Genomic DNA, 16,202 nt, shown 5'->3' with positions numbered 1-16,202 from the left:
GGGACTTGGTGCGCCTGAAAGAACTGAGCTTGGACCTGACTCCGATACGCCGGAGCCGGGCGTTGGCGCTCGTCCTGGCGGCCCGGATCCTCTCCTTGCTGTGCATAGGACTCACCTCGGTGGGCGTGGTCGTCCAGGTGTACGGGCAGTCCCGCTCGTCCACCCAGGTGGCAGCTGTCAGCCTCGTGCTGGGAACCGGCCTGCTGGCCGGTCTGCTCGTCGGCGGCATCCTCGCCGACCGGCAGAACCGCAAGCGCCTCATCATGGTCGGCAGTTGCTGGGCGGTCGTCACCTTCGCCGCGCTCTCGTTCAATGCCGCGTCCGATCACCCCCAGCTGTGGGTGATCTATCTCCTGGGCGGTCTCTTCGGCCTCACCGAGGGAGTGGCCGAGACGGCCATGACCGCCGTGGTACCCAGCCTCGTCTCCGAAGAACTCCTGCCCGCGACCGGTGCTCTGATCACGGTCACGACCACCATCGGAGCGATCGCCGGTCCCGTCCTGGGAGGCCTGCTGATCGCGGGCCCCGGGCTCGCCGCCACCTTCGCGGTGGCCGCCGCTGGAACCGCCGTGACCGTGCTTTGCCTGGCCGGCCTCGGCCCGATGCCCCCGGAGGGCGTGGACGAGGAACAGCCCGGCCCGCTGGACGCCCTGCGCGAGGGATTCGCCTTCGTGCGCGGCAGCCGCATCGTCGGCGCAGTGCTGGTCGTCGACCTCTGCGCGGCACTGTTCGCCACGCCGGCCGCCCTCTTCCCGCAGCTCGCCGAACAGCGGTTCGGCGGAGGGCCGGAGCTGGTCGGCATTCTCACCACGGCCCCGATGGTCGGCGCGACACTGGCGTCGGTCACCTCCGGGTGGACGGGGCGCCTCGGCTCCCCGGGGCGTGTACTGTTCGCCGCCGTGGCCGCCTTCGGGCTCGCCTGCATGGCCTTCGGACTGAGTCCGCTGCTCGGATTCGGCCTCGTCTTCCTCGCGCTCGGCGGCATGGCTGACACCATCTCGGAGATCCTGCGGCGCACCCTGCTCATGCAGCACACGCCCGACCGCCTGCAGGGGCGTGTCGGAAGCCTGTGGCTCGCACAGGCGATGACGGCTCCCGCCCTCGGCGGTGTCCTGGCCGGTCTCGGGGCCTCGTTCTTCGGCCCCGCCACGACCGTGGCCGTGGGGGGCGCCGTCTGTGTCGTCGGTGCGGGGTTGGTGGCCCTGTTCTATCCCGAACTGTGGCGACTCGACGCGCAGCTGAAGACCTCGGACGGGGCGCAGGCGGCCGAAGCGGGTGCCGCGGGATAACGGTGGAGCAACGGCTTTGTCCGGAACCTGTCTAGCAGAGTTAGGTATGGCTATCCTTTGTCCGTGATTCATGAGGCACCAAGCGCGACCGCTCCACCAGACAGGCCGCCGGTGAAGGCATCCCGCCTTCTCCGCTCCCATCTCCTCTGGCTTGCAGCCTCGTTCGTCATCCTGGCAATGCTCTGCCTGCTGTCACTGGCGCTCGGTACCAAGTCCATACCCCTGGACCGGGTCGTCAGCCTGCTGTTCCAGTCGGACGGCTCCGAAGAGGCCGGAATCGTACGGGAGATGAGACTCTCCCGTACGCTCTACGGCCTTCTCGTGGGCTCGGCCATCGCCGTCGCCGGAGCGCTCATGCAGGCGCTCACCCGCAACCCGCTCGCGGACCCGGGGATCCTCGGCGTGAGCGCCGGCGCCGCGCTGGGAATCGTCGTCACCACCGGCATCCTCGGCATCACCTCCGTCTACGGATACGTGTGGTTCGGCTTTGCCGGCGCCCTGCTCGCCATGGCCTTGGTCTACGCACTGGGATCGGCCGGACGCGGCGGCGCCACCCCCGCCAAACTCGCCCTGGCCGGCGCGGCGGTGTCCGCGCTGCTCCAGTCCCTGGTCAACGCGGTGCTCCTGTTCGACGCGGCCTCGCTCGGCGACTACCGCTTCTGGGCCGTGGGTTCGCTCACCGGTCAGTCCGCCGGGATACTCGTCCAGGTCCTTCCCTTCCTGGCAGCCGGAGGCGTCCTCGCCGCCTTCACCGCGCCGGCACTGAACAGCCTCGCGCTGGGTGACGGGGTCGCGAAGTCCCTCGGACAGCACGTCGGTCTCATCCGTCTGCGCGGCGCGGCAGCGGTGACGCTCCTCGCCGGCGGAGCCGTCGCCCTCTGCGGCCCCATCGCCTTCGTGGGTCTGGTGGTTCCGCAGGCGGTACGGCACTTCACCGGGCCCGACAACCGCTGGATCCTCGCGCACTCGGCGCTCGTCGGTCCCATCCTGCTGCTCGCGGCCGACATCCTCGGACGGCTGGTCGCCCGGCCCGACGAACTGCACGTGGGCATCGTCGTCACGGTCATCGGTGCGCCCTTCTTCATCGCCCTCGTCCGCCGCCGTCGCCTCCAGGAACTCTGATGACGAGCACAACCGAAGCCGTGAGCGGGGCGAAAGCCGTTCGGCGGGCCGGAGCCGTGGTGGTCAGAGTGCCGCGGACCCGGGCGTCCTGGGTGGTGCGGCCCCGATCGGTCGCCGTCTGCGTCGCACTGGCCGTCACGGTCGCCTGCGCCTTCGTCGTCGACCTCGCCCTGGGCGAGCTGAACCTGCCGTTCACCGAGGTCGTCGCCAGCCTGGCGGGCGACGGCGACGAGGTCACCGCCATGGTGGTGCACGATCTCCGGCTGCCCAGGGCGCTGGTCGCCCTGCTCTGCGGAGTCGCCTTCGGAGTCTCCGGGGCGATCTTCCAGTCCATCACGCGGAACCCGCTGGCCAGCCCCGACCTCATCGGGATCTCGGCCGGCTCCGGAATGGTGGCGACCGCGGGCATGCTGATGGGCCTGGGGGCCGGACTGGGCCTGCAGGTACTGGCCCTCATCGGCGGTCTCGGAGCCGCGCTGCTGATTTACCTGCTCGCCTGGAACGGCGGTACCACCGGCTTCCGCATCATCCTGGTCGGCATCGGGATCGCCTCGCTCTGCGCCAGCGTCACGAGCTACCTCCTGCTCAAGGCCGGGATCTACCAGGTCCAGCAGGCACTGATGTGGCTGACGGGCAGTCTCAACGCCCGCGGCTGGGAGCACGTCGGACCCCTGGCGCTCTCCCTGGCGCTGCTGCTGCCCTGCGTGGCAGCCCTGACCCCGTGGCTGATCGGGCTCCAGCTCGGCGACCAGTCGGCGCGCGTCCTCGGCGTGCCCGTACAGGGCGCGCGCATCGCCCTGCTCGCCGCCGGCGCGGCACTCGTGTCCTTCGGCACCGCGGCGGCCGGGCCGATCGCCTTCGTCGCGCTGATCTCCCCGCAGATCGCGCTGCGTCTCGTCCGGACCCCTGGGCCCGCCCTCGTGGCGTCCGGGCTGGTCGGGGCGCTCGTGGTCCTGGTCGGCGACGTGCTGGGCCGCGAGCTGCTGTCCGGCATAGAACTTCCCGTAGGCGTCGTGACCGGTGTCATCGGCGCCCCTGTTCTGCTGTGGCTTCTCGGCAGAATGAACCGAACCGGCACAGGAGGCTGACGTGGAGCGACCGAAGAAGGGCCTGAGCGCCGAGGGCCTCACCCTCGCCTACGACGGCCGGCGCGTCGTGGACGGCCTCGACGTGGCCATACCGCCCGGCAAGGTGACGGCGGTCGTCGGCGCGAACGCCTGCGGCAAGTCGACCCTGCTCCAGGGACTCGCGCGACTCCTCACCCCGAAGGAAGGCGCCGTCTACCTGGACGGAGAGGCCATCCACACCCTGCGCGGCAAGGACCTCGCACGCCGCCTCGGCATGCTTCCCCAGACGCCCTCCGCTCCGGACGGGATCACCGTGCTGGACCTCGTGAAGCGTGGCCGCAGCCCGCACCAGTCCTGGTGGAGGCAGTGGTCGCCGGAGGACGAGAAGGTCGTCGCCGACGCCCTCGCCGCGACCGGCCTGCTAGCCGAGGCGGAACGCGACCTCGACGAGCTGTCCGGAGGCCAGCGCCAGCGCGCCTGGATCGCCATGGCCCTGGCCCAGGACACCCCGGTGCTCCTGCTGGACGAGCCCACCAACCACCTGGACCTCATGCACCAGATGGAGATCCTGGACCTGGTCGTCGACCTGAACCAGCAGCGCGGCAAAACCATCGTGCTGGTCCTCCACGACCTCAACCACGCCTGCCGCTACGCCGACCACATCATCGCGATGCGAAGCGGAGCGGTGGTGGCCGAAGGCCGGCCGGACGAGGTGATCACGCAGCGCCTCGTAGAGGAAGTCTTCGGGCTCCAGTGCACGTTGATCGACGACCCGATCAGCGGGGGCCCGCACATCATCCCCTTCGGCCGGCACCACGGGAGCAAATCTCCCCGAGACGCCGCCTCCCCGGCCCGCTCGCTCTGACGGGGCGGGCGCCCGCCGCCCGCCCCGCACACCCCACATCACCGGTGCCCGTCACTGCGCCCTGCCGTGACCACGCCTGCCCGTACTCCGAAAGGACATCACCATGCCCACCTTCAGCTCCCGCTCCTCGGCCCCGATCGGCCGCCGCAACTTCCTCGCCCTCGGCGGCGCCCTCGCCGCGAGCGGTCTGCTCGTCGCCTGCGGCAGCGGCGACGACAAGAAGAAGACCGACTCCGCGAAGCCCTCCACGTCGGCCGCGCCGGCCGGGCCGTGGTCGTTCACCGACGACCGGGGCAAGAAGATCGAGTTGCCGAAGCGTCCCGAGCGCATCGTCGCCCAGGCCCACCCAGCCGCGGCGCTGTGGGACTTCGGCATCAAGCCGGTCGGCCTCTTCGGCCCGCAGAAGACGGCGGACGGCAAGCCCAGCCCGCAGATCGGCAACATCGACCTCACCAAGACCGAGTCGGTGGGCACCGCGTTCGGCGAGATCCAGCTGGAGAAGCTGATCGCCCTCAAGCCCGACCTCATCGTGACCATCGCCTACGGCCCGATGGTCTGGTACCTGCCGGAAGAGGTCTACGCCAAGGTCGAGAAGATCGCGCCCATCGCGGTCATCCAGCTGATGGGCGTCGCCGTACCGGACGCCGTGAAGCGCTTCGGCGAGCTCGCCGCGGCCCTGGGCGCCGACCCGAACAGCCCCGAGATCGCCAAGGCCAAGGCCGACTTCGAGGCCGCCGCCGAATCCGTGAAGAAGGCCGCCGCAGCCAAGCCCGACCTTTCGGTCGCGGTCGTCTCCGGCACCAAGGACACCCTCTTCGTCGCCGACCCCACCTTCCACGGCGACGTCAAGTACTTCGAGCAGCTCGGCGTGAAGCTGGTCAAGCCGCAGACCCCCGAGGCCGGATTCGAGTCGCTGAGCTGGGAGCAGGGCGGCAAGTACAAGGCCGACCTCCTCCTGGAGGACGCGCGCCCCGAAGGCGGCCTGGACAACGAGCAGATGAAGGCCGCCTACCCGACGTGGAAGGCCAGCCCGGCGGTCGTGGCCGGTCAGGTCGAGCCCTGGCAGACGGAAACCCCGTTCACCTACCAGCGGTTCACCAAGGTGCTGACGGACCTCGCCGCGGCCATCGGCAAGGCCGACGTCAACGTCGTCAAGTAGCAGCTGGGCGGCCCTCCGCGCCCCGGATCCGCGGGGAGGGCCCGCCGACAGCCGTGAACAACCGGCAGATGACGTAAACCCTTTGCGTGAGTTAGGTTAGCCTTACCGAGGTTCCTGCGGCGGAATCCGTACGTCAGCTGCCGTGCGCGGCGACCATACGGAGCGCATCAGGACGGCTATCGGGGAAGGACCAGCGCACATGCCCGCCACAGACCGGCTCGGCCGTCGCGGATCCGTACCGGGAGCCATGTCAGGACGGGGGCGGCCGTGGTGAACGGCCCCTGGTTCCGCAGCTACGTACCGAGGCCCGACGCACCCTGCCGCGTCATCTGCTTCGGCCCGGCCGGCGGCTCCCCGGCCTTCTTCCTGGAGTGGGCGCGCTCCGGGCCTCCCGAACTGGAGGTCCTGGCATGCGTCCTGCCGGGGCGGGAGGCGCGCGCGGCGGAACCGCCGGCGACGGACCTGTCCGTCCTGGTGGGCGAGGTGGCCGCCGCCGTGCGCCCCTTCATGGACCGGCGCACGGTCCTGTTCGGTCACAGCATGGGGGCCGTACTCGCGTGGGAGACCACGCGGAGGCTGGAGGCGGACGGGGGTCCATCGCCGGCCGGCCTCGTGGTGTCGGGCTGTTCGAGTCCTGAACCGCCTGGTACTTCTGCCGCGCAGGAGTACCGGGAGCCGGACGACCAGGAGCTCGCAGCCTGGCTCGTCGAGCTGGGCGGAACCCCTGCGGAGCTGCTGGCGGACCCGGAGGCCCGCGCCGTGATCCTCACGGCGTTCCGGGCCGACCTGGGCCTCCTCGGGACACACCGCCCGCGACCGGCCCCCCGCCTCCGTACGCCCCTGCGGGTACTGGTCGGGCAGGACGACCCCACGGTCTCGGTCGCGGACGCCGAGCGCTGGTCGGGCGCCACCGAACGCTTCGCAGGTGTCCGGGCCTTTCCGGGCGGCCACTTCTACCTGGTCGGCCGCACCTCGGGCGTCATCGCCGAGGTACTGGCAATGACGGAACCGAGTAACCGGCCAGACCGTTCCGACGACACCCCTCGGACGAGTCCGGCCTCCCATCATGAGCAGACGAGAGGACGATGATGTCGATACGCCGCCCCGACGCGAGCGCCGAGGACCTGGTGGGCATCGGCTTCGGGCCGTCCAACCTGGCTCTGGCCATCGCCATCGCGGAGCACAACCAGCAGAGCGAGGCCGCCGGAGTCGTACGGTCCGCGTTCGTCGAGAGCCAGCAGAGCTTCAGCTGGCACCCCGGCATGCTGCTCGAAGGCGCGACGATGCAGGTTTCCTTCCTGAAGGACCTCGCGACCATGCGCAACCCCGGAAGCCGCTTCACCTTCCTGCACTACCTGCAGGAACGGGGACGCCTCGCGGACTTCATCAACCAGAAGTCCTTCTTCCCCACCCGGCTGGAGTTCCACGACTACTTCCGTTGGTGCGCCCGCCAGTTCGACGACAGCGTGGCGTACGGAACTGCGGCGGTGACCGTACGCGCCGCCGCCGGCGACGGCCCGGTCGATGCCCTCGAAGTGCTCGCGCGGCCGTCGGACGGGACCGAGGGCGAGACCGTCCTGCGCGCCTACAACGTCGCGGTCGGGACCGGCCTCCTGCCGCACGTCCCGGACGGGATCACCGAGGGCCCGCACGTCTGGCACAACAGGGAACTGCTCTTCCGCGCTCCCGAGCTGGCGGAGCGTCCGCATCGCAGGTTCGTCGTGGTCGGCGCCGGACAGTCCGCGGCGGAGACCGCGGACTACCTGCACCGAACCTTCCCCGACGCCGAAGTCTGTGCCGTGTTCACCCGCTACGGGTACAGCCCCGCCGACGACAGTCCGTTCGCCAACCGGATCTTCGACCCGAAGGCTGTCGACGAGTTCTACGTGGCTCCCGATGACGTCAAGCAGAGCATGCTGGCGTACCACGGGAACACCAACTACGCGGTGGTCGACGGAGAACTGATCGAGCAGCTCTACCGGACCTCCTACCAGGAGAAGGTCGCCGGCGTGGAGCGGCTCCGGATCCTGAACGCCACGGCGCTGGCCGGTGTCGAGGAACTGCCCGACGGAGCACGCGTCGTGGTCCGCTCCCTCACCAACGGCGAGCAGTACGTGCTCGACTGCGACGCGGTGGTGCTCGCCACGGGGTACAGGCCTTCGGATCCCGCCGAGCTGCTGGGGGACCTGATGGACGACTGCTTGACCGACGGCCGCGGCCGGCTCCGGATCTCCCGTGACTACCGTGTGCTCACCACCGACCGGATCCGTGCCGGCATCTACCTCCAGGGCGGCGGCACCGAGCACTCCCACGGCCTCACCGCGTCGCTCCTGTCCACCCTCGCGGTGCGCTCGGGCGAGATCTGCGACTCCTTGCTGCTCGGCCGCGCGAAGCGCGAAATGCGCGCCCAGCAAGACGCCGAGGCGGGATCCGTCGAGGGTGTGGCCGCCGCCTTCGGCTGAGCGGAGCCGGCCTCGCTGCCCCGAGAACAGAACACCCTCACGCAACACCGACACCGTCACTGAAAGCGCAAGGAGCAACAACGATGGCCACCAACCCGTTCGAGGATCAGGACGCCCGCTACCTGGTTCTGGTCAACGCGGAGAACCAGCACTCGCTTTGGCCCGCCTTCGCCGAGGTGCCGGCCGGCTGGACGGTCGTCCACGGCGAGGAGTCCCGCGAGAGCTGCGCGTCGTACATCGAGGCGAACTGGACCGACATGCGGCCCGCGAGCCTGATTGCCCAGGGCTGACCTGCCGGGCAGCCCACGCGGCAGGCCTGCGCAGCCACGAACCCTTCAAGGGGTCGTGGCTGCGCAGGCCTTGTTCCGTTCGGTCACTCAGGCCGTCGGTACGCGCTGGGCGAGGACCTTCTTGTCGATCTTGCCGATGGCGGTGAGCGGCAGTTCGTCGACCGCCATCAAGCGATCGGGGAGCTTGAAGGCCGCGACCCCGCGTTCGATCAGGAAGCGGCGGATCTCGGCGACCTCCAGGGGCTCGCTGCCCTTGACGGGCAGGTACGCCACGCAGATGATCTGGCCTTCGCCGTCGACGTCGGCCAGGCCGAAGGCCGCGCACCGGTCGACGTCGGGATGCGACTGGACGTGGAGCTCCACCTCCTCGGCCGAAACGCTCTCACCGTTGCGGTCGATGGTGTCCTTCACCCGGCCGGTGACGATCAGGTGACCGGACGGCAGGCGGCGCACCAGGTCTCCCGAGGCGTAGTAGCCGTCGCTCGTGAACGCGTGGGCGTTCACCTCGGGCGCGCGGTAGTAGCCGCGCAGGGTGTAGGGGCCGCGGACCAGCAACTCGCCGGTCTCGCCCTCGGCGACGTCGTGGCCGGCCGCGTCGACGATGCGGAGCTCGTCGTCGGCGCACATCGGCCTGCCCTGCGTGATGGCCACCGTATCCTCGTCGTCCTCGGTGCGCGTGTAGTTGAGGAGGCCCTCCGCCATGCCGAAGACCTGCTGGACGCGGCATCCGAGGGCGCCCGGAATGGCCCGTGCGAGCTCCTCGGAGAGCTTGGACCCACCGGCCTGCAGGACTTCGAGGGAAGAGAGGTCGGCGGTGTCCCACTGGGCGGCCTCCACCCACAGCGGGATGAGGGGCGGGACCAGAGCGGTGTGGGTCACCCCCTCCTCCTCGATCAGCGGGAAGGCGTCGCCCGGAGCCGGCGAGGGGGAGAGGACGACGGTGCCGCCGACGCTGAAGGCGCCGAGCATGCCGGGGCAGGCGAGCGGGAAGTTGTGGGCGACGGGCAGGCATGCCAGGTACACGGTGTCACGGTCGAGATCGCACGCCTCCGCGCTGGCCCTGGCGTTGAAGCCGTAGTCGTTGTGCGTGCGGGGGATCAGCTTCGGGACCCCGGTGGTTCCGCCCGACACGAGGAGGAGCGCGATGTCGTAGGGGTCGGGATCGTCGAACTCGCGCGGCTCCCCGTCCACCGAGGTCAGGGCCGTGTGCTTGCCGGGGTCGCCATCGACGAGGACGTGGGCCACCGTGGGGGCCTGGGCCCGCACCTGATCGGCGAGTTCGCGGTAGTCGAAGCCGGAGACCTCATCGGGAATGACGTACGCGACGGCCTCGGAGAGCCGGGCGAGATGCCCGATTTCGGTGATCCTGTGAGCCGGCAGGGTGAGAACGGGGATCGCGCCCATCCGGGCGAGGGCGAAGAACAGTACGGGGAAGGCGGCCGTGTTGGACAGCTGGACCACCACGCGGTCGCCCGAGCGAATGCCGAGATCCACCAGCCCCGCCGCCATGCGGTCCGCCCGCTGGTCGAGTTGCCGGTAGGTGAGACGTTCCTCACCGGCCACTACGGCGAGACGGCGGCCGTGGGAATCCGTCCAGTCCCGTAGGAGGCGCCCCAGGGTCCTGCCGTCCCAGTACCCGTCGGCCGTGTAGCGATCCCTGTCCTGATCCGGCCAGGGGGTGAGGCCAGAAGGCAGTGGTGCGACGGGCGTTGGGACGTTGGTGCTCATTACTTGCTCAATCTCCTTCGATTCCGTCCCGGCAACTCGATCTGACGTGCGGCCACTACGGGCGAATCGGGACGTGCCGATGTCCGAGTTGGGGGATGCCATGGGGCAATGGTTAGGCTAGCCTAACTATGCCTACACTCGCCGGGTTCTTTCGAACTCCGTTGAAAGGTATTCGGGTATGACCGGATATGCCCGTCAATAGCCCGTTTCCGAGCCGAACCACGATGAAAGGCCAGCTCATGCCCACCCTGGACGATCTACGACGCATAGTCGCCGACCTGCTTCCCGGCAGTCCGGTTCCGGGCGACGATGATCATCTGATCGCGCTGGGCATGGACTCGCTCCGCCTGATGCGAGTATCCGGGTTCCTGCGACAGGAGGGCCTCGACATCGGGTTCGCCGCCCTGGCCGGCAATCCCACCCTGCGAGCCTGGGCTCAGCTGCTGGCGGACGCGGCCGGCTCGGAGGGTGTGCGCCCCGCAGGGAGCGTCAGGACCGCCGAGACCCTCGTTCCCGAGGGCGAGGCGTTCCAACTGGCGCCCATGCAGCACGCCTATTGGGTGGGCCGCGGCGGCAGCCAGACACTTGGATCCGTTGCCGCCCACCTCTACACGGAGTTCGACGGCAAGGACCTGGACCCGGACCGGCTGGGCGCGGCCGTGGCCGCGCTGGCGGGCCACCACCACATGCTGCGGGCCCGCATCCTCGACGACGGCCGCCAGGTGATCGAGCCCTGGCGGCACGGCAGCGTCCTTCCCGTCCTCGACCTGCGCGACGCGGGCGAGGAAGAGATCGCCGAGAGGACGGAAGGGCTCCGCAGGCAGCTCTCCCACCAGCTCCTCCCGGTGGAGGACGGCCATGTGATCGACGTCAGGGTGACGTTGCTCCCGGAAGGCCGCACCCGGGTACACGTCGACGTGGACATGCTCGCGGCGGACGCACGCAGCTACCGGACCCTGCTCGCCGACCTCGTGACCCTGTACGAGGAGCCGGGAACCCCGCTCGCCCCCTTGGACTACCAGTACGCCCAGTACCTCGCCGAGCGTCGCGACCAGCGGCCCCGTGACGAGGACATCGCATGGTGGCAGGGAAGGCTGGCCGACCTGCCCGGCGCCCCCGACCTGCCGGCCCGGCCCGAGGCCCAGCGCAGCGACCCGAACCGGGTCGTGCGCCTGCACCACTGGCTCGACCCCAAGGAACGGCGCGGCCTCGTACGCCAGGCACGCAGGCACGCCGTCACCCCCGCTGTCGCCGTCGCGACGGTGTTCGCCGAGACCCTCGGCGCGTGGAGCGGTGTGCCCCGCTTCCTGCTGAACGTTCCGATGTTCGACCGGCGTCCGCTGCACCCCGATGTCGACCGTCTCGTCGGTGACTTCACCAGCTCGGTCATGCTCGACATCGACGTGTCGGCCCCCATGGAGTTCGCGGAGCGCGCGCAGACCGTGCAGGACTCGATGCACGAGGCCGTGGCCCACTCCTCGTACTCCGGCGTGGATGTACTCCGGGACCTGTCCCGGGAGCACGGCGCCCAGGTACTCGCCCCCGTGGTCTTCACCAGCGCCCTCGACCTCGGCGAGCTCTTCGGAGCGCGGGTCGAACGCGTCCTGGGCGAGCCCGTCCACATCATCTCCCAGGGTCCCCAGGTCGTTCTCGACGCCCAGGTCACCGAGCTCCACGACGGGCTGCTGGTCAACTGGGACGTACGCGCCCACTCGCTGCCCGACGGTGTCCCGGACGAGATGTTCGCGGCGTTCCGCACCCTGCTCGGGCAGGTGGCGGACGGATCGGCATGGGACGTCGCCGCCACGGAGACGCTGTCCGCCACGAGCCGGACCGTCCGGGACGAGGCCAACGCGACGGACGGCCCGCTCCCGCGGCGCCCCCTGCACCACGCCTTCTTCCAGCACGCCGAGGCGGAGCCGGACCGGCCCGCGCTCGTCAACGCCTCCGGTCTTGTACGTACCTACGGACAGCTCGCGCAGGAGGCCCTCCGGGTGGCAGGAGCCCTCGCCGCGCACGGCGTGGGCCAGGGCGACGCCGTCGCCGTGCGTCTGCCGAAGGGCCCCGAGCAGATCGCGGCCGTCCTCGCCGTCCTGGCCGTCGGCGGGCACTACGTACCCATCGGCATCGAGCAGCCGGGCGCCCGGGTCCAGCGCATTCGCGAGCGCGCCGGCGTCAAGGCCGTCCTCTCCCGCGCGGGCGAGGAGCCGGACGCGATCGCCTACACCGTCGCCGCGGCGCACGAGCCCCTGCAGGCACCCCACTTCGCCGACCCGGCCGAACTGGCCTACGTACTGTTCACCTCGGGCTCCACCGGCGAGCCGAAGGGCGTGGAGGTCTCGCACCGCGCGGCCGCCAACACCATCGACGACCTCGTGGAGCGCCTCGCGCTCGGCCCGTCGGACCGCACCCTGGCCCTGTCCGCACTCGACTTCGACCTGTCGGTCTTCGACCTCTTCGCCCCGCTCTCGGTGGGCGGCGCGATCGTCACCGTGGACGACGACACCCGCCGGGACACCGCCGCCTGGGCCGCCCTGGTCCGCGAGCAGCAGGTCACCGTGCTGAACTGCGTCCCCAGCCTGCTCGCCATGCTCCTCGGCGAGGGCGAACGGGCTCCGCTCGGCCACGGCCTGCGTGCCGTACTGCTCGGCGGGGACTGGGTCGGGGCCGATCTCCCGCGCCGTCTGCACGCCCAGGCTCCGGGCTGCCGGTTCCTCGCCCTCGGCGGCACGACCGAGACCGCCATCCACTCCACCATCCAGGAGGTCGTGGAGGGATCCGTGCCCGACGGCTGGACGAGCGTCCCCTACGGCACACCGCTGCGGAACGTGCGGTGCCGCGTCGTGGACGCACAGGGCCGCGACTGTCCCGACTGGGTGGCCGGCGAACTGTGGATCGGTGGCGCGGGCGTGGCCGACGGCTACCGGGCGGACCCCGAACGGACCGCCGACCGCTTCGTCGATGTCGACGGACTGCGCTGGTACCGCACGGGCGACCGGGCACGCTACTGGCCCGATGGCACGATCGACTTCCTCGGCCGGGCCGACGACCAGGTGAAGATCCGCGGTTTCCGCATCGAGCTCGGCGAGATCGAAGCGGCACTCGCCGACCACGCGGAGATCCGCTACGCCGCCGCCATGGTCCTCAAGACGTCCGCCTCCCAGCAGCTCGCGGCCGTCGTCGTGACGCGGGAAGGCAGCCAGGTCTCCGACACGGACCTCGCCACCCATGCCGCCACACGCCTGCCGGCCCACATGGTCCCCGACCGCCTCGTGGTCACCGACTCCCTCCCGCTGACACCGAACGGCAAGCTCGACCGCAAGGCGTTGCGGGCCATGGCGGAAGAGCAGGTCGGCAAGGGCGTCCACGCCCCTCCGGTTTCCGCCTTGCAGAAGGTCATCGCAGGGGTGTGGGAGCAGGTCCTGCGTACGAGCCCGATCGGACTGGAAGACGACTACTTCGCCCTGGGTGGCGACTCCATCCTGGCGGCCGCGCTCACCGGCCGGCTACGCGAAGCCCTGGACACACAGGACGTCCGGATCCACGACGTGCTGGGCAGTCTGACGGTCGGCCGTCTGGCCGAGACGCTGGCCGGCCGGGTCGAGGACCCGGAGACCCTGGAGATCGTGGCCGAGGTCTACCTGGAGGTCTCGGCCCTCAGCGAGGACGAGCTCGCGGCCCAGCTCCGGGAAGAGGCCCCCCACGGTACGACGCAGGGCGAGCCCCTTCATGGCTGAGCCGGCACACCGCCGAGCCGCAGGGCCCGAGTGGCTTCCTTGCTACTCGGCCCTGCGGGCCCCCGCAGCACGTCTCGTGTGCTTCGGTCCCGCAGGGTCGTCCCCGGCGTTCTTCCGGGGATGGTCGGAGCTGGTGCCGGCGGACGTGGAGGTGCGGATCGTGGGCCTCCCGGGAAGGGAGCGGCGCGTCCGGGAGGAACCGGTCGAGGAGATGACCGTCCTCGTGGCCGCAGTACGGGACGCCCTCCTGCCGTACCTGGACGTGCCCACGGTCCTGTTCGGCCACAGCATGGGAGCGTCCGTCGCCTTCGAGACGGCCCGACTGCTGGAGGCGGCCGGCACGCGGAACCTGGCCGGCCTGGTGGTCAGCGGACGCTCCAGTCCCCGTACCCAGATCGACGTCCCGTCCCGGATCTCGGAACTGGACGACGCGGGGCTCATCGCGTACCTGTACGGGCTGGGAGGGATTCCTCAGGGGCTCTTCGAGGACGCCGACATGCGGGACGCCCTCCTCCCGCCGTTCCGCACCGACTTCCGCCTCCTCGACCACTACGTGCCCGAGCTCAGGCCGCGCGTCGCCGCACCCGTGACCGTCATGTACGGCAACCAGGACCCCAGGGTCTCGGCGCAGGACGCCGCGCGCTGGGACGAGGTCGCCGAGAACCCGGTCGAGGTGGAGTGCTTCCTCGGAGGCCACTTCTACCTCTCCGACCGGGCCCCCGAGGTCGTCCGGAGCGCCACTCGAACGCTCTCGGACCCGCACGTCCGCAGTCTCCACTGACCGGTGCGACTGACCCACAAGCCGCCGGTTCCCACGGGGCAGAACAACTCCTCCACGACATCAGGACCTCCTGAAAGGGACGACAAGTCCGTGACTACCCATATGACCTTTCACGAGCGGCAGCTGCCTTTCGACCGCGACGCACTCGCCGTGGCCGCCGCACTCGCGGCCTCCAGCACCTCCGAGTACGTGCTCTACGAGAACCGGGGCGTGATCGGATGGGCCGAGAACCCCTGTGCCACGGTGCGCGCGACCTCGTCCGGTGCGGTTCTGGAACAGGGCGACGACGTCAGCCACTTCCCGGCCGGCGCCACGGGTTTGGTCGTCGACGCGGTGGCGCGAGCTCTCGCGGCCCTGCCGTCGGCCGACTGGAGGGCCTACGGCTGGGCTCCGTTCGAGCTCAGCCACGTGATCCACGGGAGCCAGGAGCTCGCCCGAGAGGTCCCCGTCATGCACCTCGCGGTCCCGTCCCGCGAGATCCGCTTCGAGGAGGGCTCCGTACTCCTGCGGGCGCTCGCTCCGGGTGACCTGGACGCGCTCGAACTGCGCCTCTCCGAAGCCATCCTGGACGCCGCCTCCGAGCAGGCCGCCGTCCGCGACGAGGTCGACGCCGACGCCGACGTCCAGGAATACGATGCGGAGAAGTACCAGGCCGACGTCGCCCTCGCCGTCGACGAGATACGCGCGGGCCGCCTGCAGAAGGTCATCCTCTCCCGACGGGTGCCCGTGGCCGGGCCGGTGGACATTCCGGCGACCTACCTCGCCGGACGGCGCGGCAACGACCCCGCCCGTTCCTTCGTGCTGAACCTCGGCGGCTGGCAGGCGGCAGGCTTCAGCCCGGAGATCGTGACCCGCGTCACGGTCGACGGGGAGGTCACCACTCAGCCCCTGGCCGGCACCCGGGCCTTCGACGGAGACCCGGTCTCGGACCTGGCCCGGCGCCGCGAGCTGTACAGCGACCCCAAGGAAGTGTTCGAGCACGCCATATCGGTGCGGCTCTCGGTCGACGAGATGGAGGCGGTCTGTGACCCGGCGACCGTCACCGTGGACGACTTCATGATCATCAAGGAGCGGGGCAGCGTTCAGCACCTGGCCTCCAAGCTCACCGGACAACTCGCCGTAGGCAGCAGCCCCTGGGACGCGCTCGTCTCCCTCTTCCCGGCCATCACCGCATCGGGCATCCCGAAGGCACCCGCCTGCGAACTCATCGCCCGGCTGGAGGACGGACCGCGCGGCCTGTACAGCGGCGCCGTGCTGACGGTCGACGCCGACGGCGGCCTGGACGCCGCGCTCGTCCTGCGCAGCATCTACCGGCGTGGCGGGGCGACATGGCTGCGCGCGGGCGCCGGCATCGTCGGCGACTCCCGCCCCGAACGCGAGCTGGAAGAGACGCGGGAGAAGCTCCGCAGCGTCTCCCGCCACCTGGTCGGCTCCGTGGCGGCGGCAGAGCGGGCACCCGAGTTCGCCGCAAGCAGCAACTGACCCGGAAGCGAAACCGTTCCGGTCCTCCCCGGCATCCCGGGGAGGACCGGAACGTGCCCACGTCCCACCCGAACACGCGGGCCACACAGACCACACCACCGGCCGCAGCGAGTGTCGTCACCACCCCTGACCACCGCAGGCCGGTCAGCAGCCACGCGCCGTCCCGTCTCCCACTCCCCACACGGGCGGGCGACACGGGCCGGCCGCGCTGGATGCCCTT

12 protein-coding genes are annotated in these 16,202 nt (G+C 70.6%); 11 read left to right on the top strand and 1 reads right to left on the bottom strand.

The window, feature by feature from the left end; all coding sequences use genetic code 11:
- Nucleotides 1–29: 29 nt before the first annotated feature.
- The 8 genes from entS to ACIQV3_RS21295 all read left to right on the top strand — a co-directional run bounded on the left by entS (nucleotide 30) and on the right by ACIQV3_RS21295 (nucleotide 8,254).
- A complete protein-coding gene (entS, locus tag ACIQV3_RS21330; RefSeq protein WP_403713991.1) occupies nucleotides 30–1,289 on the top strand; it encodes an enterobactin transporter EntS in 1,260 nt (419 codons plus the stop codon).
- Between the two features lie 177 nt (nucleotides 1,290–1,466).
- Nucleotides 1,467–2,411, top strand: a complete 945-nt coding sequence (locus tag ACIQV3_RS21325; RefSeq protein ID WP_403713990.1) for a FecCD family ABC transporter permease — start codon at nucleotides 1,467–1,469, stop codon at nucleotides 2,409–2,411.
- Entirely contained in the window at nucleotides 2,411–3,499 is a 1,089-nt protein-coding gene (locus ACIQV3_RS21320; RefSeq protein WP_403713989.1) for a FecCD family ABC transporter permease, read from the top strand. Before ACIQV3_RS21325 ends, ACIQV3_RS21320 begins: the two co-directional genes overlap by 1 nt.
- Before the next feature lies 1 nt (nucleotide 3,500).
- Nucleotides 3,501–4,343, top strand: a complete 843-nt coding sequence (locus ACIQV3_RS21315; protein ID WP_403713988.1) for an ABC transporter ATP-binding protein — start codon at nucleotides 3,501–3,503, stop codon at nucleotides 4,341–4,343.
- Nucleotides 4,344–4,446: 103 nt separating this feature from the next.
- A complete protein-coding gene (locus ACIQV3_RS21310; protein ID WP_403713987.1) occupies nucleotides 4,447–5,502 on the top strand; it encodes an ABC transporter substrate-binding protein in 1,056 nt (351 codons plus the stop codon).
- A 267-nt stretch (nucleotides 5,503–5,769) separates the two neighbouring features.
- Nucleotides 5,770–6,591 carry a thioesterase II family protein gene (locus ACIQV3_RS21305; RefSeq protein WP_403713986.1) on the top strand — a complete coding sequence of 274 codons (822 nt, stop codon included), beginning with the start codon at nucleotides 5,770–5,772 and terminating at the stop codon, nucleotides 6,589–6,591.
- A complete protein-coding gene (locus ACIQV3_RS21300; RefSeq protein WP_403714140.1) occupies nucleotides 6,591–7,964 on the top strand; it encodes a lysine N(6)-hydroxylase/L-ornithine N(5)-oxygenase family protein in 1,374 nt (457 codons plus the stop codon). The genes ACIQV3_RS21305 and ACIQV3_RS21300 overlap by 1 nt, the downstream gene beginning before the upstream one ends.
- Nucleotides 7,965–8,047: 83 nt before the next feature.
- Complete coding sequence (locus ACIQV3_RS21295; RefSeq protein WP_243340400.1) at nucleotides 8,048–8,254, top strand: MbtH family protein; 207 nt, start codon at nucleotides 8,048–8,050, stop codon at nucleotides 8,252–8,254.
- Between the two features lie 87 nt (nucleotides 8,255–8,341).
- Here ACIQV3_RS21295 and ACIQV3_RS21290 read toward each other — a convergent pair whose 3' ends face one another.
- Nucleotides 8,342–9,982, bottom strand: coding sequence for a (2,3-dihydroxybenzoyl)adenylate synthase (locus tag ACIQV3_RS21290; protein WP_403713985.1), 1,641 nt, complete (start codon nucleotides 9,980–9,982; stop codon nucleotides 8,342–8,344).
- Between the two features lie 239 nt (nucleotides 9,983–10,221).
- Here ACIQV3_RS21290 and ACIQV3_RS21285 point away from each other — a divergent pair, with 239 nt between their 5' ends.
- From ACIQV3_RS21285 to ACIQV3_RS21275, 3 genes are all read left to right on the top strand, one after another.
- Complete coding sequence (locus ACIQV3_RS21285) at nucleotides 10,222–13,719, top strand: amino acid adenylation domain-containing protein (protein WP_403713984.1); 3,498 nt, start codon at nucleotides 10,222–10,224, stop codon at nucleotides 13,717–13,719.
- A complete protein-coding gene (locus ACIQV3_RS21280; protein WP_403713983.1) occupies nucleotides 13,712–14,500 on the top strand; it encodes a thioesterase II family protein in 789 nt (262 codons plus the stop codon). The genes ACIQV3_RS21285 and ACIQV3_RS21280 overlap by 8 nt, the downstream gene beginning before the upstream one ends.
- Before the next feature lie 102 nt (nucleotides 14,501–14,602).
- Nucleotides 14,603–15,982 carry a salicylate synthase gene (locus tag ACIQV3_RS21275; RefSeq protein WP_403713982.1) on the top strand — a complete coding sequence of 460 codons (1,380 nt, stop codon included), beginning with the start codon at nucleotides 14,603–14,605 and terminating at the stop codon, nucleotides 15,980–15,982.
- Nucleotides 15,983–16,202 lie beyond the last annotated feature (220 nt).

Source organism: Streptomyces sp. NPDC099050, from assembly GCF_044759865.1.
GTDB lineage: Bacteria > Actinomycetota > Actinomycetes > Streptomycetales > Streptomycetaceae > Streptomyces.
Note: the sequence above shows the minus strand (reverse complement) of the source record. Positions and strands in the feature narration are given on the sequence as shown.